General features: G+C 62.5%; 21 protein-coding genes. 15 read left to right on the top strand and 6 right to left on the bottom strand.

Going from position 1 to position 21,474, the window contains the following annotated elements; genetic code table 11:
• Positions 1-27 precede the first annotated feature (27 nt).
• From PXH66_RS00540 to PXH66_RS00510, 7 genes are all read left to right on the top strand, one after another.
• Complete coding sequence (locus tag PXH66_RS00540; RefSeq protein ID WP_330929281.1) at positions 28-408, top strand: transmembrane 220 family protein; 381 nt, start codon at positions 28-30, stop codon at positions 406-408.
• A gap of 104 nt (positions 409-512) precedes the next feature.
• Complete coding sequence (locus PXH66_RS00535; protein ID WP_330929280.1) at positions 513-2,228, top strand: CHASE4 domain-containing protein; 1,716 nt, start codon at positions 513-515, stop codon at positions 2,226-2,228.
• A gap of 83 nt (positions 2,229-2,311) precedes the next feature.
• Positions 2,312-2,971: a hypothetical protein gene (locus PXH66_RS00530; protein ID WP_330929279.1), complete on the top strand. Its 660-nt coding sequence runs from the start codon at positions 2,312-2,314 to the stop codon at positions 2,969-2,971.
• Between the two features lie 33 nt (positions 2,972-3,004).
• Positions 3,005-3,607, top strand: coding sequence for an RNA polymerase sigma factor (locus PXH66_RS00525; RefSeq protein ID WP_330929278.1), 603 nt, complete (start codon positions 3,005-3,007; stop codon positions 3,605-3,607).
• Positions 3,598-4,047 (top strand): hypothetical protein, encoded by a 450-nt coding sequence (locus PXH66_RS00520; protein WP_330929277.1) that lies wholly within the window; start codon positions 3,598-3,600, stop codon positions 4,045-4,047. Before PXH66_RS00525 ends, PXH66_RS00520 begins: the two co-directional genes overlap by 10 nt.
• 238 nt (positions 4,048-4,285) lie before the next feature.
• Positions 4,286-4,783: a hypothetical protein gene (locus PXH66_RS00515; RefSeq protein ID WP_330929276.1), complete on the top strand. Its 498-nt coding sequence runs from the start codon at positions 4,286-4,288 to the stop codon at positions 4,781-4,783.
• Positions 4,784-4,798: 15 nt separating this feature from the next.
• Positions 4,799-5,359: a hypothetical protein gene (locus tag PXH66_RS00510; protein ID WP_330929275.1), complete on the top strand. Its 561-nt coding sequence runs from the start codon at positions 4,799-4,801 to the stop codon at positions 5,357-5,359.
• Here PXH66_RS00510 and PXH66_RS00505 read toward each other — a convergent pair.
• On the bottom strand, positions 5,351-7,309 hold the full coding sequence (locus PXH66_RS00505) for a tetratricopeptide repeat protein (protein WP_330929274.1): 1,959 nt from the start codon (positions 7,307-7,309) through the stop codon (positions 5,351-5,353). The genes PXH66_RS00510 and PXH66_RS00505 overlap by 9 nt on opposite strands.
• 121 nt (positions 7,310-7,430) lie before the next feature.
• Here PXH66_RS00505 and PXH66_RS00500 point away from each other — a divergent pair, with 121 nt between their 5' ends.
• From PXH66_RS00500 to PXH66_RS00490, 3 genes are all read left to right on the top strand, one after another.
• Positions 7,431-8,294 (top strand): alpha/beta hydrolase, encoded by an 864-nt coding sequence (locus PXH66_RS00500; RefSeq protein WP_330929273.1) that lies wholly within the window; start codon positions 7,431-7,433, stop codon positions 8,292-8,294.
• Positions 8,295-8,372: 78 nt separating this feature from the next.
• Complete coding sequence (locus PXH66_RS00495; protein WP_330929272.1) at positions 8,373-9,413, top strand: mechanosensitive ion channel family protein; 1,041 nt, start codon at positions 8,373-8,375, stop codon at positions 9,411-9,413.
• A gap of 102 nt (positions 9,414-9,515) precedes the next feature.
• On the top strand, positions 9,516-9,794 hold the full coding sequence (locus PXH66_RS00490) for a ribbon-helix-helix domain-containing protein (protein WP_330929271.1): 279 nt from the start codon (positions 9,516-9,518) through the stop codon (positions 9,792-9,794).
• 368 nt (positions 9,795-10,162) lie between these two features.
• Here the strand turns inward: PXH66_RS00490 and PXH66_RS00485 are convergent, their stop codons facing one another.
• On the bottom strand, positions 10,163-10,585 hold the full coding sequence (locus PXH66_RS00485) for an NIPSNAP family protein (RefSeq protein ID WP_330929270.1): 423 nt from the start codon (positions 10,583-10,585) through the stop codon (positions 10,163-10,165).
• A 131-nt stretch (positions 10,586-10,716) separates the two neighbouring features.
• Here PXH66_RS00485 and PXH66_RS00480 point away from each other — a divergent pair, with 131 nt between their 5' ends.
• A complete protein-coding gene (locus PXH66_RS00480; protein WP_330929269.1) occupies positions 10,717-13,419 on the top strand; it encodes a PVC-type heme-binding CxxCH protein in 2,703 nt (900 codons plus the stop codon).
• Positions 13,420-13,468: 49 nt separating this feature from the next.
• Entirely contained in the window at positions 13,469-15,100 is a 1,632-nt protein-coding gene (locus tag PXH66_RS00475) for a bifunctional metallophosphatase/5'-nucleotidase (protein WP_330929268.1), read from the top strand.
• Between the two features lie 50 nt (positions 15,101-15,150).
• Here the strand turns inward: PXH66_RS00475 and PXH66_RS00470 are convergent, their stop codons facing one another.
• The 4 genes from PXH66_RS00470 to PXH66_RS00455 all read right to left on the bottom strand — a co-directional run bounded on the left by PXH66_RS00470 (position 15,151) and on the right by PXH66_RS00455 (position 17,781).
• Positions 15,151-16,131 (bottom strand): hypothetical protein, encoded by a 981-nt coding sequence (locus PXH66_RS00470; protein ID WP_330929267.1) that lies wholly within the window; start codon positions 16,129-16,131, stop codon positions 15,151-15,153.
• Between the two features lie 141 nt (positions 16,132-16,272).
• Entirely contained in the window at positions 16,273-16,809 is a 537-nt protein-coding gene (locus PXH66_RS00465) for a DUF5655 domain-containing protein (protein ID WP_330932189.1), read from the bottom strand.
• Positions 16,810-16,870: 61 nt separating this feature from the next.
• Positions 16,871-17,401, bottom strand: coding sequence for an SRPBCC domain-containing protein (locus PXH66_RS00460; protein ID WP_330929265.1), 531 nt, complete (start codon positions 17,399-17,401; stop codon positions 16,871-16,873).
• A complete protein-coding gene (locus tag PXH66_RS00455) occupies positions 17,398-17,781 on the bottom strand; it encodes an ArsR/SmtB family transcription factor (RefSeq protein WP_330929264.1) in 384 nt (127 codons plus the stop codon). The genes PXH66_RS00460 and PXH66_RS00455 overlap by 4 nt, the downstream gene beginning before the upstream one ends.
• Before the next feature lie 169 nt (positions 17,782-17,950).
• Here PXH66_RS00455 and PXH66_RS00450 point away from each other — a divergent pair, with 169 nt between their 5' ends.
• The 3 genes from PXH66_RS00450 to PXH66_RS00440 are packed head-to-tail and all read left to right on the top strand — an operon-like array spanning position 17,951 to position 21,380.
• Entirely contained in the window at positions 17,951-18,655 is a 705-nt protein-coding gene (locus PXH66_RS00450; RefSeq protein ID WP_330929263.1) for a cytidylate kinase-like family protein, read from the top strand.
• 41 nt (positions 18,656-18,696) lie between these two features.
• Positions 18,697-19,110, top strand: coding sequence for a DUF1801 domain-containing protein (locus PXH66_RS00445; protein WP_330929262.1), 414 nt, complete (start codon positions 18,697-18,699; stop codon positions 19,108-19,110).
• 53 nt (positions 19,111-19,163) lie between these two features.
• Positions 19,164-21,380: an FdhF/YdeP family oxidoreductase gene (locus tag PXH66_RS00440; protein ID WP_330929261.1), complete on the top strand. Its 2,217-nt coding sequence runs from the start codon at positions 19,164-19,166 to the stop codon at positions 21,378-21,380.
• Positions 21,381-21,474: the final 94 nt, after the last annotated feature.

The following is a 21,474-nucleotide window of genomic DNA, read 5'->3' as shown; positions in this document are numbered from 1 at the left end:
GCTGAATTTTCTCCCCCTCCCCGCCCCATGCCCCTCGTCATTCGCATCGCCCACGGCATCATGGCCGTGTTGTTTCTTCTCTCCGCCGGCGTCCAATACAACGACCCGGCTCCGGCTCCGTGGATCGCGCTCTATCTGGCGGCCGCCACGGCCACGGGACTCGCCGCCCGTGGCAAGCCCGTGCGCTGGCTGGGCTGGGCCCTCATCGCCGTGTGCGCCGTTTGGGAGATCCACTACCTGCGTTTGGGCGCATGGCACACGCCGTTCACCGCCCTCACCCAAGAGTGGCACATGACGGATGAAACCATCGTCGATGGCCGCGAGTTCTACGCGCTCATCTGGGTGAGTGTCTGGATGCTGGGCGTGGTGCTGCCTCGATGGCCCCAAGCTGCGAAACCTCACCAGTAATCCAGGTGGGCCATGGTCCGGGAGGGGAGTTGACCTCACGTGCTTTAGGCCAGTGACTTGCCGCTCGTTCAGCTACTCGCCGTCGCGCCACCCGTTTATAAACCGTGAACCTTTTCGGTCGGTTCAGCTTCATCCTCTTCATTGTGTTCGTCGCCATCGCGATGGCGATCGGACTGACGTATCGGTCAACCCGCAGTCAGATCAACGCCCTCATCGCCAGCCGCACGGCCGAGCATCACGCGTTTTTTGCCAGTGCGACCGTCTTGCAGGGAGACGGGTTGCGCAGCCTCGTCTCAAGCTACTCGTGGTGGGACGACATGGTGCAATACACCACCGCGCGCGATGAGGAGTGGGCTTCCGCCAACCTCGATATCATCGTCGGCATGCCCAATGGTCCGGATGCCCTGTGGGTGCTCACCCCCGACCTGGAGCTGATCCATCACATCGATGTCGGTTACCGTCGGCCGCCCCCGCCGTTTTCATCCGCGGAAACACTGCGCCAAGTCATCGGCGACAACTTCGAGTTCAACTACCGCACCATCATCGACGGCTCGGTATGGGAGGTTTTCGGCGCCGCCGTGCAGGACCCGCAGTTCTGGCGCAACGAAACTCCCGTCACCGGTTATTTGTTGATCGCCAAACGCTGGGACGACACCTGGCTCGCCCGCATCGGCGCGCTGTGCCAAGCGAAACTGCGGGTGCAAATCCCGCCGCGGGAAACCACCGGAGAAGCGGCCGACCACGATGCGGGCGCCTACCATTTCCACCACAACATGCCGGGATTGGACGGCACCGCGATCGCGACGATCGACGGTCAGTTTGACGCCGCTGCCATCACCCACATGCGGCACGAGCTCAGCGAAAAAGTCCTGGTCCTCGCCATCGGGATCGCCGTGCTGCTGGTGCTCCTCGGGCTGTTCATCGGTCTCACCATCGTCCGTCCCCTCGGGCGAATCACGCGCAGTCTCGAATCGCGCAACCCGCTCCACCTCGCCGATCTGTTGGTATCGAAATCCGACTTCGGCGAGATCGCTCGTCTGCTGGCCTCCCAGTTTCGCCAAGGTCGCATGCTGCAGGAGGAGATTCGTCGACGGATCTCCGCGATCGACCCCGCCGACGAGTCGCACCGCCGCGAGTCCAACGAAGCCCTTCGATTGCGGCTCGCCTCCGATTTGCATGACGGTCCGCTGCAGTCGCTCTACGCCGCCGGACTCAAGATCAGCTCACTCGAAGCCGCCTCGCAGGACGGCCGTCGTCCCGACGCCGCACAACTCAACTCCATCCGCAAAATTCTCACCGAATGTTCGGCCGACCTGCGCAATCTGTTGCTGGATCTCGAACCCGAGGAGCTGCGCGATCAGGATTTGGATACCTCGCTCCAGCGTTTCGAGCGCTACATGCGATCGATCTCCCAGACGTCGGCCCATCTCTCGATCGAAGAAAGCGTCCTGGACGGGCTCACGCGCGATGCCCAACTCCACGTCTACTACATCGCGCGCGAACTGGTCAGCAACGCCGCCCGCCACGCCCGCCCCCAACACACGTCACTTAAAATCGAGGGTAAGGCCGGGTTCATGGTCATTGCGTGGGAAAACGACGGACTCACGGCATCGACTGCGGCCACCCCGGGCAACGGCCTGCGCAACATCGAACAACGGGTGCAACAGCTGGACGGCAAATGGAGCTACCGCGTCCACCGCCGGGGCGTTTGGCAGGTCCATATCGAGCTCCCGCTCACCGGACTGATCGGTTCTCTCAACGCGGAGGCGACGCCGAGTCTGAGGGCTCCGCCCCCCCACCGACCGGAGCACGAAGGTTGATTTCCTTATCCACCGCGCTCAGCATGGCGGGTGTTCCTTCCCCCGCCGGGGGAACTTTCCCGTGCCCCAGCCCTCTTAACGCCATGCGCGCCCTACTCACATTTTTACGTTTTTCGGCTTTGATCGCCGCCTTCGGGTGTGCCGCCGCGGCGCAGGACCAAGGTTGGACGCCTTCGATCGATTTCCTCGATCGCATGGCCACCGATGAGCGTCTCGCCACGGGCGTGCACGAACTCTCCGAACAAGAGGGAGCCAATCTCGAAAATCTCGTCGCCTATGAGGTGGCCTCCGCCCGCGCCGGTGGGGTCAGTGGGTTTGCCGGCACCTTCAGCTCCCGTCGCAGTGCGGAGGAACTCAAAGCCACCGGCGTCGATCGTCTCAGCGACGACCAGCGTGAACGCCTGGACCAACACATCGCGGGGTTTCTCGCCGATACTCCGGCCGTTCCCTACATCACGCGCAGCGAACGCGGTCGCAATCGGGGCGCCGCGACCGACGCCGACATGATGGGTGAAAACGACGGACCGAAACTCGACGTGCACGGCTCCGTGACGCTCACCGTCGGGGCTAGCAGTGAGGGCTCCTTTTACGGCGGTTCGGCCACCGCCATCATCAGCGACCCCAAGGGCCGCTTTCACGCCATTATCTCCTATGGCACCATGAAAGGCGACCTCCCCTACTACGGTGATCGCTACTATGACTACGACCGGCGTGGCCCGATCGTGGTGCCTCGCGGTCCCTGATCGGGGCTCTTCCATCGCCGTAATCTGGCTCCCATGGAGGAATCGGCCGAGGACATCGCGCCCCCCGAGGCCGCCTGGATCGAACGCGCCCGCCAAGGCGACGAAGCGGCGTTTGGCGAGTTGATGCAGCTGCACTACGAAACGGTGTTTCGCACCGTTTTCACCATCGTGCGCAACGAGCACGATGCACGCGACCTCGCCCAGGAAGTGTGGATCAAGGTATGGGGACAAATCGGCAACTACCGCGGTGATTCGAAGTTCACCACCTGGCTGCATCCCATCGCCAGTCGGCGCGCTCTCGACCACCTGCGCAAACGCAAGCGCTGGTTCGACCGCTTCCTGCCCTTTCAACGCGAGGACGACGACGGCGAGACCACCACCTACCTCGAACCCGTCGACGAAGATCCGGTCGCGCCTGAACAAATCGAGGCCGACGAACGTCGCACCCACTTTGAAACCGTGCTCAACACCCTTCCACCAAAACAACGCGCCGTGCTCGCCTTGCGCGAGATTCAGGGTTTATCCTACGACGAAATCGCCGTCGCCGTCGGTTGTCGTCGCGGCACGGTGATGTCCCGCCTCTTTAACGCCCGCCGTCTGCTCGCCCAAAAACTCCGCGAAACGCCATGCGAATAGTCATCCGTCTTTCCCTCCTGTGCGCCCTGCTGCTGGGCCTCAGCACCCCCGCCCTCGCCGCCGATGGCGACACCGTTTCCCTGCGCGCGATTCTTGTCTCGGCCTCCCGCGAACCCGGCAAAACCGACCGCAGCCTCTCGGCCTACGAGTCGACGCTGCGTCGCATCCTGCGCTTTGAGAGTTTCCAACAACTCGGCTCCGGCCGCGCCCGCGTGGCCAAACCCGGTGAGGGTAAAATCAACCTGGGACAGGGACATCAACTCACCGTCAGCACTGAGGCTTCCCAAGGCGACCGCGTGCGCGTGCAGCTCGAATGGACCGGCGGCGGTCACTCGCTCATGCGCACCGGCCTCGTCCTGCGCCCCGGAGTCCCCGCCGTTCTCGGTGGTCCCTCGCGCAACGACCACGAGGTTTACGCCGTGATCGTGATCGCGGAGTAACCGCTGAGGAGCGTTACGGCATTTTTCGTCTTTATCCTGATTCTTTCTCGTTATCCCCGCATTCCGAAATCCGAGGGGAAAAGCTAAAGAAGCAAGCGAACGAGAAAGAGCGTTCGTCAGGTGGTAAGGGTTCAAATTTTTCGGACCGCAACCGCCCGCCGAAGATTAATTTGGCCTCAAAATGAATACGGCGAACGCGAGCGCCGTCCCAACGGGTGAACTTAACTTGGAGATTACCATGAAAAACACCCTCATTGCTCTCGCCGCCATCACCACCGTCGCCTTCGCCCCCCGCCCGGCGGCCGCCCTCGGCGACAAGGAAGCCGCCATCCTGGGCGGCATTATCGGAGGCGTCGTGATCGGCGCCGCCATCGACAACGCCCTCGACGGCGACGGCTTCGTCGAAGTGTCCTATCACCACTCTGATCGCGGTCGTCACGACCGCGGAGATTATCGGGGAAACCGCGGCGGCGATCGACATGACCGCAACGATCACGGCGATCGCGGCAGACGCGATTGGGACCGGGGTCGCGACCACGGCCGCGATCGCGACTACGGTCACGGTCACAACGATCGCCACCGCGGCCATTGGACTTACCGCACCGTCAAAGTTTGGATCCCCAAACGCACCTACTACACCTACGACCGCTGGGGCAACCGCGTGCGCCACTTCGAGCGCGGGTATTGGACCCATCGTCGCGAAAAAGTCTGGGTTCCCAACCGGGGTCGGTGGTAAAAGGAAATCTGTTTCGTGAACTGCCGCACTGCCCAAGACCAACTTTTGGCCGCCCGTGACGCCCCCGCAGGCATCGCGGGCGATCCGGCGCTGCTCGCCCACGTGGCGGCGTGTGCCGAGTGCCGGGCCGTGCAAACTTCCTACGCGGCCGCCGTCGACACCTGGCGTGCGACCACCGCCCGCGTCACCGTGCCCGATGCCCAAACCGAGTGGCACGCCGTGCGCCGCCGATTGCGCCAAACTCAATCGGCCCCGAGCGGCACCATCAGTTGGTCACGCTTCCTGCGTTTCGCCGTGCCCTTCACCGCCGTGGCCGCCGTCGCATTGGTGGTCTGGCAGGGCCAACCCCTGCCGAACTCAAACGTCCCTCTTTCGACCGCGCCCGTCGTGGCCGCCAACCACGCGCCCCCCCACGAACCGTGGGCCGAACTCGAAAGCCACTTCGCTTTCACTGCCCACGCTGAATACGTGGAGACCGACAACGACGAGGCCTCGCCCTTTGTCTACGTCGACGACGAATCCGGCTGGCTCATCGTCTGGGCCAGCGATCCCCCGGCCGACGCTGCCTCAATTTGAGGTCGGCGCATTCGCGAGGTTTTGTCGCGCCTCCGCCAACCCGGCTTCGATCTGGTCACGGTATTTTTGATCGGGGGGAGCCTGCTCCAGATACGTCTCCGCCAGTTCAATGGTTTCGGCCCACTGCCCATCGGCATTGGTCGCCCGCACCAGTTGCATCGTCGCGATCGCATCAACTTGGTTGGCCAATCGCGTGAAAGCCAATTGCAGCGTCTCCGAGTGCTCGGTCTGCAGGAGACCACGCGCTTTTTCCTGGGCGTAGCGATACTGCTTGGCCTTGAGCAAACGGTTTAGCTCGCGCATCTCGCGATCCAAGGCCCGTTGCTCGACCACCTTTTTTCGGTCGTTGATGCGATGTCGCATGGTCAAAATTTCCGCGGCATGCTCCGGTCGGTTCGCCGGGGATGCCTCCCAGGCATCGATCAGCGCCCAGGCTTTCTCGTAGTCGCCATCCTGATACGCCTGATCCACGTCGGCTCGCAACGGCGCGAGTTGAATACGCTGCAATTGCGACTGCGCATTTTCGGCGGTTTGCGAACCTGCTTCCGCCTGACTCAATACGATCTCCATCTCCAGCACGGCGGCTTGCGTTCGGCCCAGTCGATTCAACAGCAGACCCCGATAAAAACGGGCCTGGATTCCCCAAAAATCCGGCCCTACGCGCTGACTCAGCTCTGCCAACACCGTCGGGTCGGGCTCCGGAGCCAGATATGCCAGCCGACCCAGCAACCGATAGGCTTCGCCCAATCCCGGACTCAATTCGAGCGCCCGTCGCACTTCGGCCGTGGCGGGTTCCATCACGGCGGGGATTCCGCCACCCATTTGGCTGCTGCTACGATTCAAACGCCACTCCGCCACTTCCACATAAGCGTTGGCGTTGGTCGTGCCGGCTGCGATGGCCGCCTTATATTTATCGATGGCGGAGTCCCATTCCCCCAACCGGCGCAGTCGACGCGCGCCCGCCTCGAGCACCGCCGGCAAGTTCGGGGCCAAACCGGCCGCTTCGAAGTATAACAAATCGGCGCGACTCGCCTCACCCGATGCCGCTGCCACATCACTCTGGGCCGCCAACAACTCGGCCCGATCCAGCGCGGTGATCACAAACGAACGTTCCACCGCCTCCGCATCGAACGGGAAGCTGCGGGTCGGGAGTCGGCTCCGCACATGGCGCCGCAGGGTTTTATTGAGATCGTCGATGGGCACGCCGCCCACCTCGACCACAGCCTCCAGCCACGACCGCTCCTTTAACTCCTCCGCGAGGGCTTGGAACCGCTGCGGTCCCGCGTCGTCCCGCAACAACAACCAATGCATCAGCCCCCACGCCTGCGCGTGGAAAGCACCTTGGTTTTTGTCCCCCTTGTATTCCGCCGAACCTCGCCCGATATTAAAAAAACGTTCCCACGGGATCATGTGACCGCTCTTCCACTTGTGGGCAAGCGTGGTGCTTTTCCCCACGACCACCTTCGCATCACGATCGACATACGCGGTGGACATCACCGCCCCGCTGCCCTGCGACATCCATGTCGGCAACGCCCAGCCGTAGCGCCGCATCAACCAGATCGTATCAAACTCCGTCGCGAGTCGAAACGTGTGTTCCCAGTTCGAACTTCGCGTCATCGCCGACACCGCCCGGCCATCCACCTCGGTGGAGAAGCTGAAGAGATCCCGATTCTTCTGCGAAGTCGCCACGTAATCGCGGAAATCGCGGCCGCGCGTATGCAGGATTATCAACGACTTCGGCCGTGCCATCCCCGGCCGGCCGAAAAACTCATGAGCCGCAGTGCGAAACGCCACGTAGTCTTTGGCAAATTCAACCACGCTACTGCGACGCCCATCACTCATGACCGTCACATCCTCCGCCTCCAACTTGATCCAATCCGCCGCTCGGACCCCGGAGATCCCCAGCAACATGGTTCCCAGGAAAAACGCGGTTCGCAGCAAGTTGCTCATGGCTATCGCAGCAAATCGATATCCCCCATCACTGCACCCCTAAAAGTTGTCGGCGCTCAACGGGCAGCGTCTTGCGGAGTCGCTATGCTCCGCGTTTCTCGACCAGTCTTCGCGTCGCCCCATGACATCGTTTCGCTTCCTTCGTGTCTCGCTTTTCGGAATACTTCTTCCGCTGGGCGCGGCTCCTCCCGTCAGCGAACAAACCCTCACCTTTGCCTCCGTCGAGGAGCACACACTTGCGCTCGATTTATATAGGCCAACGGACGATATCGTCGGCGTGATCATCTGGGTGCATGGTGGAGCGTGGCGCGGCGGCGATCGCACGGGCGTGGATCTGAAAGGCATGACGCAGCACGGTTGGGCTGTCGCCAGCGTCGATTACCGGCTGTCCGGAGACGCCCGCTTTCCGGCACAAATTCACGATATCAAGGCCGCCATTCGCTACCTGCGTGCCCATGCCGACGAACTGAACCTGCCCCCTACGCCTTTCGTGATCGCAGGATCGTCCGCCGGTGGTCACTTGGCGGCGCTGGTCGGCGTCAGCAATCAATCCGCGGTGCTCGAAGGCAACGTGGGCGACGACCTCGAGACGTCATCCGAGGTGCAGGCCATCGTGGACCTCTACGGCGCCAGCAACCTGCTCACCATTCTCCCGCAATCCACTCCGCACGGCCTGAACGTGCGCAAACCAGCGCTCGATCTGTTCATCGGTGGACAGCCCGAAAACGTCCCGGAAATGGCCAAGCTTGCGAGCCCGGTCTACCACGTTGATGCTCGCGATCCCCCACTCTACCTGAGCCACGGCGATCAGGATCCCCAGATGCCGATCAACCAAGCTCACGAAATCCATGGCGCCTACGAAAGGCTCGGCTTACCCGTGCACTTCGAAGTGATGTATGGCAGCGCCCATGGGGGCCCCGCTTTCACGGCCCCCGAGGAACTCACCCGCATCGACACTTTTCTGCGGAAACACCTGCATCGCTGAACGGAGCGATCGCCGCTCCGCGGTGCCCTTGCCCCGCCGGTCGGGAACCATTTGGGAAAAAACGGCATCGGTGTAGGGATGCCGCTCAATAATTCCAGCCCACTCGATCCCAGCGCCCAAGCCGATGCCGGCTCCTCCGCAGACACGGTTTCGGTCGATCCCCTCACCATCGAACGCTCCGTCAGCCTGATCTCGGAAAAACTCATGGGGTGGGCCGAGACGGCGATCACGTTGCTGCCCAATCTCATCCTGGCGACGGTGCTCTTCGCCATGTTCTACGCCATCGGCGCGATGAGTAGTCGACTCCTGCTCAAGCTCTTTCGCCGCGCCTTTGACTCCGAAGCGATCGCGTCGTTGTTGGCGACACTCCTCAAAATAGCGGTCGTCGCGATCGGGTTTTTCGTGGCGCTGGATTTGATCGGTTTGCAACGCGCCGTCGTCTCCCTGCTGGCCGGGGCAGGCATCATCGGACTCGCGCTTGGTTTCGCTTTTCAGGACCTCGCCGAGAATCTGCTCGCCGGGCTCATGCTCGGTATTCGCAAGCCGTTCAAACCCGGGGATCTGATCAAATCGCAATCCGAGTTCGGTTTCGTGCGCCGCCTCAACCTGCGCAACACCGTCATGGAAAACTTTTCCGGGCAGATGATCTACATTCCCAACAAGGAGATCTTCAAAAACGTGCTCGAAAACTTTTCCGTCTCGGGCCTGCGCCGGATCGAGATTCCGGTGGGGGTTTCCTATGGCGAAGATCTGGCCCAGGTCACAACGGTGCTGCAGGAAGCATTGGAAGGATTGGACTTCATTGATCGCGAAAAAAGCGTGGAGGTTTTCGCCCTGGAATTCGGGGACAGCTCCATCAACTTCACCGCCCGCTATTGGATCAAATATCCCGACGGTGACATCGGCTACTATCCCGCCATTCACCGAGGCGTGCTGGCCATCAAGGAAGCGTTCGACGCCAACGACATCACGATTCCGTTCCCCATTCGCACCCTCGATTTCGGCATCAAAGGCGGCGAACCGCTCCGCGACGCGCTACCGTCGAATAAGACCGACGAGGACACCACGAGTGACGATTCTGCGGAGTCCGAGGCCCGCGAGCACTCGTCCCATGATTAATCCACTTTGGCCTTACCAGACTAAGGGTTAATCACTCCCGCTCCCGCCACGCCGAACCCGTCTCGGTCTTAACCATCATCAGGGTAATGCAATGGTAACACCATGAAGACGTTCACCGCGAAGATTCCCGCAACGTTGGCCAAGAAGTTGAAGGCGACCGCCAAACGTAAAGGTTCGTCGGTGTCAGACTTGGCCCGGGCCGCTTTGGAACGCGAGGTGGATGAGGACGCGACGGATTTCGCCACGGCGGCCGCACGCTACCGCGGCATGATCAAGGATGGACCGACGAACTTATCCACCCGTGAGGGCTATGGTCGTGAGGACCATCGTGGCTGCGGGTCCAGTGGTGGGCCGATTCAACGCGACCGACCAATGGCATAAGTGAAGCGTCGATGCGCTGTCAGCTCGCCGAGGAGCGTTGCACACCACGGAGATCGTGTTGGAAAAAGCACTTCACCACCTCGGCGGAAGCTCCGGCGCTGCCCGGGCCCTGCTTTCACCCGCGCGTGGAGGCTCGATCGTCTTGCTCCGACCGTGGCCGGAAGCACTGCGGCGCACCCGGGAATTGATGCTCGAATACAAAGTGATGAACGCAGCTGACGCCTCCCTTGTAGTGCGGTCAGAACGTTTCCCCAAAGCTGACGTCGTGACGACCGACTCACGACATTTCCGGACCTACCGACGATCCCGCCATCAGGGATGGCCACTAATATTGCCGGAATAAGAGGACGGTAATTCTCGCAAATCCGCTACTTGATCGCGGAGAAATCCGTTGGGGCCATGAAGATCGAGTCGACCTTCACCACGAGACGACCGTCTTTGATGCTGTCGGCGTAGGCGGCCTTCCACTCGGGATCGACCATGAACTTGGCCCATGCGTCTTTGGCGGCCTGACGGCTCGGGTGGGCGATCACGTAGTAAAGTTTCGGTTCGGCGCCTTCGGCCGGTTCCGTCTCGACCCAGTAGCCCACGTTTTCGATCCCGAGTCGTTCGAAGATGCCACAGGTGTGATCGCGGAAACGCGTGAGCAGCGCTTCGATTTTGCCTTCATGAGGATGATAAATCCGCAGCTCGAACACCTTCTCCGCTTCTTCGTGATGGTTGGCCGAAGCCATCGGGACCAAGATGAGTGAAGCCAGCAGCAGCAACGTGGGGAATAAGCGGAGTTTCATCCGGCGACCATTCCTCTGGAGGGTTTTCTTCTCAATCTTATTGGTCCGTCAGGCTTCATCCAGTTCGTGACAGTTAAATAATTTATCCGCCAAAGCCTTGGCGAAGGCGGATTCGTAACTACAAACTCCTTATGCCCCGCTTATTACCCGCCCTCCTCGGGCTGTGCGCCGTCGTCGCACTGGCCGCCGACCCAGCACCCGCCAGCGCCCCGGAACCCGCCAGCGCCCCGCCCACGACCGTCGTCCCCACCGATCTCTTCAGCGTGCCCGACGGCATGGAAGCCACCCTCTGGGCCCAGGCACCACAGCTCCGCAACCCCACCAACATGGACATCGACCACGCGGGGCGCATCTGGGTAACCGAGGGTGTGAACTACCGCCGTCATCACGGTCGCGATCCGCTCGGCGACCGCGTGGTCGTGCTCGAAGATACCACCGGTGACGGCGTCGCCGATTCGTCACATGTGTTCGTGCAGGAACCCGGTCTCATCGCCCCGCTTGGCATTGCCGTCATTGACAACCAAATCGTGGTATCGTGCGCGCCCAATCTCATCGTCTACACCGACGTCGATCGCGATCTGCGCTTCGACCCGCGCGTCGATAAACGCGACGTGCTGCTCACCGGGTTTGACGGCATCAACCACGACCACTCCCTGCACTCCGTCACGGTCGGACCCGACGGCAAATGGTATTTCAACAGCGGCAATGTGGGCGCCCTCTTCACAGACCGCTCGGGCCAAACCTTCCGCATCGGCAGCGCCTACCATCCGGGCACGTTCGAAGGCGATCCGCGGCCCGCCTGGCGCGGCCCTGACTACGCGGGCGCCACCAGCGACGACGGCCATGTTTATGTCGGCGGTTTCGCCGCGCGCATGAATCGCGACGGCACCGACGTCGAAATCATCGGCTACAATTTCCGCAACAGCTACGAGCAGACCGTCACGTCCTTCGGCGATGTCTTCCAAAACGACAACGACGATCCGCCCGCCTCGCGCACGTCATACCTGCTTGAATACGGCAACGCCGGTTGGTTCTCCAACGACGGATCCCGCTTTTGGTCCGCCGACCGCCGCCCCGGCCAGGACATCCCGACCGCCGAGTGGCGGCAGGAAGATCCCGGCATCATGCCGGCGGGCGACGTCTACGGCGCGGGTGCGCCGACGGGCATTGTCTATTATGAAGGCGACTTGTTCGGCCCCGCCTGGCGCGGTCTGCTGCTGAGTTGCGAAGCCGCCCGCAACGTCGTCTTCGGTTACCTCCCCCAACCCGACGGGGCCGGCTTCACGCTCGACCGCACCAAGTTCTTCACCACCAACCTCGACGAACGCCTCACCGGCATCGACTCCCTGCGCGGGCGCACCAACGATGAGCTTTACTCCATGTTCCGCCCCGCCGACGTCGCCGTCGGTCCGGATGGGGCGATCTACGTCGCCGATTGGTTCGACCCACGCGTCGGCGGCCACGCCGATCACGACGACACCCTCAGCGGCGCGATCTACCGCATCACGCCCACCGGCGTGAATCCGGCCGTGCCGACATTCGACCTCGACACGACGGCCGGTCAACTCGCCGCACTGCGCAGCCCGGCCGTCAATGTGCGCGCCCTCGGTGCCGGTCGGTTGCACGCCGCCGGCGAGGCCGCCGTGCCCCCCGTCACCCAACTGCTCGACGACGAGAACCCCTACGTCGCCGCGCGCGCCGTGTTTTTGCTGGCCCACCTCGGTGACGCCGGCGTGGCCAAAGTGCGTTCACTCGTGCGCAGCCCGGACCCGCAGATTCGCATCGCCGCGTTGCGGGCCCTGCGTCGCACGGGAGCGGACGTCCATGCCGAATTGCGACAGCTCGCCACGGATCCCTCGGCCGCCGTGCGGCGCGACGTGGCCGTCGCCTTGCGCGACAGCGATTGGAAGAACAGCCGCGACATATTGGTCGAACTCGCCGCCCGCTATCCGCTTGGCGATCGCACTTATCTCGCAGCTTGGGGAATTGGCGCGACCGGTAAGAGCGAACGACTCTACGACTGGATCGCAGCGGAGGTTGATCCTCGGATCGACGTAAAATCCGAGGCGTTCGCCGAACTCGCCTTCACGCTTAAAGCTCCCGCCAGCGCGGCCTTTTTCGCCCGCCGCGCCGCCGACACCTCTCTCGCGCCCGCCCAGCGGCTGCAGGCGGTGACCGCGCTCGGCTTCAACCGCTCTGCCGAATCGGCTCGCACGATGTTCGACCTGCATCGCGAGTCCGAAGGCATCATCAAAGACACCACCTTGTGGTGGATGTTGAATCACATGAATGGCCAATGGGGCCACACCGACATGGCGGCGAAGATCAAGACCGCCGGCATCTACGATCCCGAAACCGTTACCGTCACGCCCAGCGTCGTGCCCGAGCCCGACCCGGCTCACCTGATCCCGGCCGCGCAGGTGATGGCGCTCACCGGGGTGGCCGCCAACGGTGCCGAAAAAGTCGTGGCGTGCCGCCTGTGCCACGTGGTCGGCGCGGAAGGAGCGGACTATGCCCCGACGCTCAACGGATGGGTTTCGCGGCAAAGTGCCGAAGAAGCGATTTACGCCATCGTCGACCCGTCCCGCGATATCTCCCACGGTTTCGACGGTCGCAACGTCGTGCTCAACGACGGCTCCGAAGTTCACGGTCTGGTCATCGCCCAAGCCGACCCGATCGTGGTCAAATCGATGGGCGGCGTGACCCAGATGATCCCCCGTGACCGCGTGAAGGCCGTGCGATGGTATGGCCGTTCACTAATGCTGAGCGCCGACCAACTCGGCCTCAATGCTCAGGACGTCGCCGATATCGTCGCTTATTTGCGCACGCAATAACCCGCTTTCGCGCTTCACCTCCGGGGCCAGCCGCCTTTGCCTAGGCGGTATGGTTCCCCGGCTTCGGCACGCCTTCGCGCTGTCTCTTCTCCTGACCGGCTTTGTCGTCGGCGCAGACCGCACGCATGTGACCGTGCTCTCCACGACCGATTTGCACGGTCACATCCACCCGGTCGATTACTACACCCAGACGCCGGCGGAGAACGGTCTCGCCAAAATCGGCACCCTGATCCGCCGTGCTCGCGCGCTCGATCCCGAAGTCATCCTGCTCGATTCGGGGGACACGATTCAGGGCACCCCGCTCGCCTACCACGTCGCCGTGGTCGCACCGCCGCGCGAGGACCCCATGATGGCTGCGATGAATTCGCTGGGGTTCGACGCCCTCGCGATCGGCAACCACGAATACAACTACGGTCTCGACGTGCTCAACCGCGCCCGACGCTCGGCCCGCTTCCCGTGGATCTCGGGCAACATTTGCATCGAGGGCACAACTGACCCGGCCTACGCGCCCTACATCGTCAAACAAGTGCGGGGGGTGCGCGTCGGTATCCTGGGGCTCACCACGCCCGGCGTGCCCGCATGGGAAGACCCCGACCACATCACGGGACTCGATTTCACCGATCCGGTCGCCGCGGCCCACCGCTGGGTCCGCGAATTGCGCCAACGCACCCGTGTCGACGTGGTCGTCGTCGCGATGCACATGGGCATCGAGGAAAACATCCTGACCGGCATTCCCAACCCCGGCCAGGTGCCCCACGAAAATGCCGCCCTGCGCATCGCCCGCGAAGTGCCCGGCGTGGACGTCATTCTCATGGGTCACACCCACCGCGAAGTGCCCTCCCTTACGGTCAACGGCGTGCTGCTCACCCAGGCCGGACGGTGGGGCGAACATCTCTCGCGCACCACGCTATTGCTGGAACGCTCCGACCCCACCGCGTCGTGGCAGCTGATCGGCAAAACCGCCACCACCCACCCGGTCACCGCCGAAGTGCCGCCCGATCCTCAAATCCTCGCCCTCACCCAGAACGCGCACGAGGCGACGGAGGCTTGGCTCGATCAACCCATCGGTCGCACCAGCCGCACACTTTCCGCGGCCCAGGCGCGGGTGCAGGACTCCGCGATCATCGATCTCATCCAGCGCGTGCAACTCGATGCCGGCGAAGCCGATGTTTCGCTCACCGCCTGTTTCAATACCAACGCACTCCTCCCCGTCGGCGAGGTCACCGTGCGCGATATCGCAGGTCTCTACGTCTACGAAAATTCGCTGGTCGTGCTCGAACTCACCGGCGCCCAGCTCAAACAAGCGCTGGAGCACTCCGCCCGGTTCTTTCGACCCGGCCAGCGTGGGATGACCGCCGAGGAACTCATCGATCCGCAGGTGCCGGGCTATAATTTCGACATCGCCGAAGGCGTGGACTACGTGATCGACCTGAATCGTCGCGTCGGCGACCGCATCACCGATCTGAACTATCGCGGACGTCGCCTCGACCCGCGCCAAAAACTCAAAGTCGCGATCAACAACTACCGTCACAACGGCGGCGGCGGTTACGCCATGTTTCAGGATGCACCGATCATTTCCCGCTCCAACCGCGGTATTCGCGATTTGATCATCGACTGGGTCATCGCCCACCCCGACCTGCCGACCGAACCCAGCCACAATTGGCGGATCCGCCTGCCGTAGCGTGGCCCCATCCGCGAAGGCTCAGTCACCCGCCCCCGCCGCGGCGGATGTTACTGCAGCAACAGGTGGATATCCAAGCCCTCGAGCGTCGAAGGGATTTTGTGGTTCCCCTGGGTCGCCATGGTTTCCCGGGCCAGATCGACCACCATGGCGGCGGCGTAAAGCTCCTGACCGAGATCCGTGAACGCCTTGAGCTGGCGGGAATCGAGCACCCGACCGGCCAACTCCAACATTTCGGGCGTAACCGGGCTGGATTCCGCCGCGCCCTGCACGATCGGCACCGCTTGCTGGTCCGAGGGATCCACGATTACGGAGACACCGGGGCGCGAGGAAACGGTATTTTCACCACTCACTTCGACCATGAGATCGACCAGCGCTTCGGCTTGCCGGGGTTCGAGGGGTGAATCGGTGTAGCTCAGCCGTTGTTGCAACTGCGCCACCGTGCTGCGCTGCGGCATCGATGCCTCGTAGGCCTTGTAAATACCATAGCGTTCGTCGCCCAACGTTTGGCGGATCATCTCATCGATGTCGGAACGAGCCCGCGTCGCCGCTTGCTTGATCTCGCCGCCCGTCAAGGTGCCCCCGACCTCGCCGCGTGAGACCATCAGCACATCAAGCGCGGCATTTTGCTTTTCAATCAGGAGGGCGCGCAGCGATTCGAGTTCCTCATCATTGAGATCCAGCCGCCTAAACAACTCCCCAAAGCGACCGTCCAGCATCGTGCGTTGGTGGGAGACCATCGCCCGCAAAAACTTGGGATTTTCCATCAACTCCGCCAAGCCCTCCAACCGCCGTTCGTCGCGCAACCGGTTTTCCCGCCCCACCGAGGCCGTTGGGGCGACCGTTGCTCCGGTTCCCGTGGTCCGCACCGAACTCGACGGCACCACATTGACGGTCAGCACGCCCGGGGTGGCCGCGGCGGCATGTGCCTGCAGCGCTGCGATCGCTTGGTGTTGTCGCCACACCAACAATCCGAGCGCGATGACGACCACGCTAAGGCCGGATGTCAGAACAGTGCGAAGAGATGGCATGGTCGGGGTAATGCGCAACGGACGAGCTGCAGGTCAGTCAAGTTATTCCCCACTATTTGCGTAAATATCGTGAGGTCGAGGCGACTGAACCGATTTTGTCGCACTTTTTCAAATACACCAATTTGAACCGGTTATAACGGTTTACCCGGAATTATCGTAGGCGAGACGCAACCAACCCACGAGTTCGGCATCGATTTCCTCCATCGTGGAGATCCGCACGCGGTGGCTGACCATGGCATTGAAACCGCCACTGGCTTCCAGACGCGCGGTGGGGACGGTGCCTTTCAGCGTGATGCCCACATCGAGGCGCGTGGCGGTGCTGGGTTGCACGAGGCCGAACTGTTTTTTCCGCCGTAAACTGACGTAACCCTTTTTCGCTGCGAGCTCTACGTCCGGTCCGAATTTTTCCACCGTCGCGATCAGCGCCTCATAAATCGGCTTCAGCCCGGCCTTTTTACCGGCGTATTGCGCCGCCACCAGATCATCGGCCTCTGCCGGACCACCGGCCGCCGCCGCCTTGGCGGAGTGAGCCACGAGGTTGGCATACCCATGGCCGATCCCATGCTCGGACTTGAGGTGCTTGACGATTTCGCCGTGCTTTTCGCTGCCCGCCGCGTGAGCACGAGCCAGCCATTCGGACCAAGCCACACCGGTTTTGGTCTCGAGGTTTTTAATCATGGTTTGAACCTGGTCGGCGGGATCGGAGCTCATGGAAATACGGCTTGGGGAGGGTGGGGCTTCAGGAAACCTTCTTTTCGAAGGGCCAATTTTCGGTGCGGCATAGTTTGGGCGTCATAAAACCAAACAGACCGATCATGCCCAGAAAGAGCCGATTTTTGAAATTCGGGCGCCCGGTCTCGACGCAGTCTTTGATCGTCTGGGTGATAAACAGACCGCCGGCCATCATGTAGCCCTCCGACTTCGTGCCCACGGGAACATTGTCCAATAGCAGCAGCAGCTCGGTGCCGCCGTCCTTCGCCGTCAGCTCATACGTCACCGTGCTGGCGGGATCGTCCGCATACTGGGTAAACTTCATCGTATGGGAAAAACGACTCGGCGGTTCGACCACCAGAATGTCCCCGACCACCGCCGTGTATTTCTCGTCCAGCGATCGCATGCGCAGCGCCGACCCCGGGGCCAGACTCGGCGTATGCATGACGGAGTTGTAAAAGAAGGGCAGCACTTCGCCTTCCTTGGTGATGGCCGCCCATACCCGCTCGATCGGCGCTGCGATATGAACTTTGAAGACGGCTTTTTTTAGTTCGCTCATGGTTGTTGTTCCGGTTGATCAGAAGACCCCGCGGCATCGGACTTTCGCACCGCCAAACCTTCCAGTTGGTATTTTAAATCCATCACCCTCCCCGCCCAGAATTCCGCGTAGTCCGTCGCCCACCGGTCGTGAATCATCTGCAACGGCACGGCGTTGAGGTAGAGCTGGCGCACGCGCCCCACTTTGCGGGACACAATCAGGTCCGCCGCTTCCAGGACACCGAGGTGCTTCATCACCATGATTCGCGACACATCGAAATACTTGCTCACGTCGTTCACCGTCGCGCCCGGCATGGTCTTCAACAGGTCCAATATGCGCCGCCGGGTCGCATGACCCAACGCCTGAAACACTCCGTCCTGTGCCTGCTCACTCAACATCATGTAACCTTTAAGTTACATATTAGGCCATCGTCAAGCCTCGGCTGCCATTCAGCTCCGGAAACGGGTTATCGAGCCGTGTAGTCCGTCTGCTAACTCCGCCCCTTGACGGCTGCGACCTTCCCCCCGCCGCGCCGGCCACCTATTCTCGGGTCACAACCCATCCAGTCCCATGAATATCAACCCCAACCTCGAAAAAACGGGCAGCTATATTAACCTGCATCTGGCCCGGACCGCTCCGGTCACCGCCCCGCTTCCCACCGCTCCCTTTATCACGATTTGTCGCGAATCGGGTGCCGGGGCTACCAGCCTCGCGACTCTGCTCGCCCAGCAACTCAACCGTAGCCGCAACCAAACCACCCCGGTCTGGCGGATCTTCGATGACAACCTCGTGGAAACGATGCTGCGGGAAAAACACTACCCCGAGCGCTTCGCCCGCTTCCTCCCGGAAGACACCGTCTCCGAGATCAATGCGGCGATCGGCGAGATCACCGGCGTCCACCCCAACCTCTGGGAAATGGTCCAAAAAACCAACGCACTCATTCGCCGTCTCGCGACGGAAGGTCGTTGCCTGCTCGTGGGCCGCAGCGCGAACTTTGCCTCCCGGGGACTCCCCAACGGCCTGCACATTCGCCTCGTCGCCGATACTGCCGATCGCGCCCGCCACATGGCGGCCAAGCTGGGTGTTTCCGAGGAAGCCGCTCACCGCCACATCACGCACCAGGATTCGGCCCGCGACCATTATGCCCGGGAACACTTCTCCCGCGACATCCATGACCCGCGGGCCTACGACGTGGTGATCAACACGTCCCGGGTGCCACTGGTCGAGGCCAGCATCATGATCACCAATATGGTCGCCGCCCGCACCCTACTCTGAAGGTTGCAGTCGGGCGTTCGCGAATCCACGCTGCCGACCCGATGAAAGCCGCCCCCGACGTCACAACTCCGACCGCCTACCTCGCCGCCTTGCCGCCGGAACGCAAAGCGGCGTTGACGACCCTGCATCGCGCCATCCGCCAAGCCGTGCCGAAGCTCAAACCGGGGATGTGCCACGGTATGATCGGCTACGGCATCGGCCCTTACAAAACCAAGAGCGGGTGCAGCGGCGAATGGTTCAAAGTCGGCCTCGCCAACCAGAAAAACAACCTGGCGCTCTACATCTGCTCCGTCGACGCCGACTCCCGCTACCTCGTCGAGCGCGAAGCCCACCGTCTCGGCAAGGTGTCCTGCGGCAAAAGCTGCATTCGTTTTAAGAAACTGGAGCAACTCGATCTCGATGTTGCCCTCGAATTGGTGAAGGAAGCGGCCACCCTGCCGATGCTCGGCGTCTAACTTTCAGAAACTTTCAGCTTCTCGTTTCGCACGCGCTCACGCGTTGTAAACCCATGTCTTGTCCCCGGCCCACGTTCGGCCAGCGCCTCGCCCGCCTTTCCCCCTTCGGTATCGGTCACACCAAACCGAAGCACTTTCGCGACATGCTCAAGGTTGTCTGGAGCAATCGCGACAACCTGCCCTACGCATGGAAAATCCTCACGCGCGGCGTGTGCGACGGTTGCGCCCTCGGTGTCGCCGGACTGCACGATTGGACCATCAAGGGCACCCACCTGTGCATGACGCGGCTCAATCTGCTGCGCCTGAACACCATGCCCGCCATGGCGCCCGACGCCCTCGCCGACGTGGCCAGCCTCCCGCGCGACAATCGCGATCTCCGCGCGCTCGGTCGCCTCGCCTACCCGCTGCGTCGCCGCAAAGGGGAACCTGGGTTCACCCGCATCAGTTGGGATGACGCCCTCGCCTCCATCGGCCAAAAAATCCGCGCCACCACCCCGGACCGACTCGCCTTTTTCGTCACCTCGCGCGGCGTCACCAACGAGATCTACTACCTCGCCCAAAAAGCCGCGCGCTACCTCGGCACCAACCACGTCGACAACGCCGCCCGGCTCTGTCACTCGCCGTCGACCGCCGCCATGAAGCAGACCCTCGGTATCTCCGCCTCTACCTGCGGCTACTCCGACTGGTTCGGCACGGACGTGATTGTCTTCTTCGGCTCCAATCCCGCCAACGACCAGCCGGTATCCACCAAATATCTCCACTTGGCCAAGAAGCGCGGCACCAAGATCATCATCGTCAACCCCTACCTCGAGCCCGGCATGCAGCGCTATTGGGTGCCGTCCAACCTCGACAGCGCCCTCTTCGGTTCCGACTTGTGCGACGATTGGTATGCCGTCTCCCAGGGCGGGGACATCGCGTTTCTCTACGGGGTTATCAAACACCTCGATGCCGCCGGTCTTACCGACACCACGTTCCTCGCCGAGCACACCACCGGTTGGGAGGACATCGTAACCCGCGCCCGCACGCTCGACTGGCCCTTGCTCGAACAAGCCGCCGGGCTGCCCGCCGGGCGCATGATCGCCTTCGCCGAGCTGATCGGCCACGCCAAGACCGGCGTCTTCGTATGGTCCATGGGCATCACCCAACACCCGTGGGGCGCCGACGGCGTGCGCATGGTGCTCAACACCGCCCTCGCCCGTGGTTTCATCGGCCGTGACCAGTGTGGCGTCATGCCGATCCGCGGCCATTCCTCCGTGCAAGGCGGCGCCGAGATGGGCGCCTACGCCACCGCTTTCCCCGGCGGTCTCGCGGTCAATGAGACCAACGCCGCCAATCTCACCGCCCACTACGGTTTCGAGATCCCGGCCTGGGAAGGTCTCGCCGCCACCGAGATGGTCGAGGCCTGCCACCGCGGCGAACTCGATGTGTTTCACATGGTCGGCGGCAACTTCCTGCGCACCCTCCCCGATCCCGACTACGTCGCCGAGGCGTTGCAACGCGTGCCCTTGCGTATCCACCAAGACATTATCGTCACCGACCAGATGCTACTCGATCCGTCCGACGAGGTCATCCTGCTCCCCGCCCAAACCCGCTACGAACAAGACGACGGCGGCACCGAAACCAGCACCGAACGCCGAGTCATGTTCACCCCCGAAATCCCGCGCGAAGTCGGCGAAACCCGCGCCGAATGGAAAATCCTCCGCGACATCGCCCTCGCCGCCAAACCCGATCCCGCCGGTGTTTTTGGCTGCACCACCGGCCAGGCCGTGCGCGAGGAAATCGCCCGCGTCGTGCCGTTCTACGACGGCGTGCAACACCTCAGGAAAACCGGCGACGCTTTCCAATACGGCGGCCCACACCTTTGCCCCGGCGGCGTCTGCCCGACGTCCGACGGTAAAGCCCATCTCGCGACGATCGATCTCCCCCCCGTCGGCGGTCGCCCCGACCACGTGTTTCATGTCAGCACGCGGCGCGGCAAGCAGTTCAATACCCTCATCTACGCCGAAATCGATCCGCTCAACAACGCGCCGCGCGACGCCGTGCTCATGAATGCCGACGACGCCGCCAAGCGCCACTTGAAGCAAGGCGACACCGTCACGCTGCACAATCCGCTCGGCCGCTACAACGCCCGCGTGCACCTCGCGCCCATCGCCCCGGGCAATCTCCAGATCCACTGGCCCGAAGGCAACCACCTCATCGATCGCACCCGCAAAGACGCCGGCGGCGGCGTCCCCGACTACAACGCCCTCGTCGAACTGGAAACGGCTTGAAATTCACTTTTACAGGAGGAAACAGAGAAAAACAGAGCCACTCATCTGAATTTTCGCTTCTCTCCGTTTTCCTCTGTTTCCTCCTGTAAAAACC

It is taken from the genome of Synoicihabitans lomoniglobus, assembly GCF_029023725.1.
In the GTDB taxonomy this organism is placed as follows: Bacteria; Verrucomicrobiota; Verrucomicrobiia; order Opitutales; family Opitutaceae; genus Actomonas; species Actomonas lomonigloba.
The sequence above is the reverse complement of the archived record's forward strand: the minus strand, read 5'-3'. Positions and strand labels throughout refer to the sequence as shown.

Bases quoted from the DNA above. Each gene is read 5' to 3' on its own strand.
- PXH66_RS00490 (WP_330929271.1), top strand. From the start codon at position 9,516: ATGAAGACGTTCACCGCGAAGATTCCCGCAACGTTGGCCAAGAAGTTG.
- PXH66_RS00505 (WP_330929274.1), bottom strand. From the start codon at position 7,309: ATGAGCAACTTGCTGCGAACCGCGTTTTTCCTGGGAACCATGTTGCTG.
- PXH66_RS00445 (WP_330929262.1), top strand. From the start codon at position 18,697: ATGAAAGCCGCCCCCGACGTCACAACTCCGACCGCCTACCTCGCCGCC.
- PXH66_RS00515 (WP_330929276.1), top strand. From the start codon at position 4,286: ATGAAAAACACCCTCATTGCTCTCGCCGCCATCACCACCGTCGCCTTC.
- PXH66_RS00530 (WP_330929279.1), top strand. From the start codon at position 2,312: ATGCGCGCCCTACTCACATTTTTACGTTTTTCGGCTTTGATCGCCGCC.
- PXH66_RS00520 (WP_330929277.1), top strand. From the start codon at position 3,598: ATGCGAATAGTCATCCGTCTTTCCCTCCTGTGCGCCCTGCTGCTGGGC.
- PXH66_RS00485 (WP_330929270.1), bottom strand. From the start codon at position 10,585: ATGAAACTCCGCTTATTCCCCACGTTGCTGCTGCTGGCTTCACTCATC.
- PXH66_RS00475 (WP_330929268.1), top strand. From the start codon at position 13,469: ATGGTTCCCCGGCTTCGGCACGCCTTCGCGCTGTCTCTTCTCCTGACC.
- PXH66_RS00460 (WP_330929265.1), bottom strand. From the start codon at position 17,401: ATGAGCGAACTAAAAAAAGCCGTCTTCAAAGTTCATATCGCAGCGCCG.
- PXH66_RS00450 (WP_330929263.1), top strand. From the start codon at position 17,951: ATGAATATCAACCCCAACCTCGAAAAAACGGGCAGCTATATTAACCTG.
- PXH66_RS00465 (WP_330932189.1), bottom strand. From the start codon at position 16,809: ATGATTAAAAACCTCGAGACCAAAACCGGTGTGGCTTGGTCCGAATGG.
- PXH66_RS00440 (WP_330929261.1), top strand. From the start codon at position 19,164: ATGTCTTGTCCCCGGCCCACGTTCGGCCAGCGCCTCGCCCGCCTTTCC.
- PXH66_RS00540 (WP_330929281.1), top strand. From the start codon at position 28: ATGCCCCTCGTCATTCGCATCGCCCACGGCATCATGGCCGTGTTGTTT.
- PXH66_RS00470 (WP_330929267.1), bottom strand. From the start codon at position 16,131: ATGCCATCTCTTCGCACTGTTCTGACATCCGGCCTTAGCGTGGTCGTC.
- PXH66_RS00500 (WP_330929273.1), top strand. From the start codon at position 7,431: ATGACATCGTTTCGCTTCCTTCGTGTCTCGCTTTTCGGAATACTTCTT.
- PXH66_RS00480 (WP_330929269.1), top strand. From the start codon at position 10,717: ATGCCCCGCTTATTACCCGCCCTCCTCGGGCTGTGCGCCGTCGTCGCA.
- PXH66_RS00495 (WP_330929272.1), top strand. From the start codon at position 8,373: ATGCCGCTCAATAATTCCAGCCCACTCGATCCCAGCGCCCAAGCCGAT.
- PXH66_RS00525 (WP_330929278.1), top strand. From the start codon at position 3,005: ATGGAGGAATCGGCCGAGGACATCGCGCCCCCCGAGGCCGCCTGGATC.
- PXH66_RS00455 (WP_330929264.1), bottom strand. From the start codon at position 17,781: ATGATGTTGAGTGAGCAGGCACAGGACGGAGTGTTTCAGGCGTTGGGT.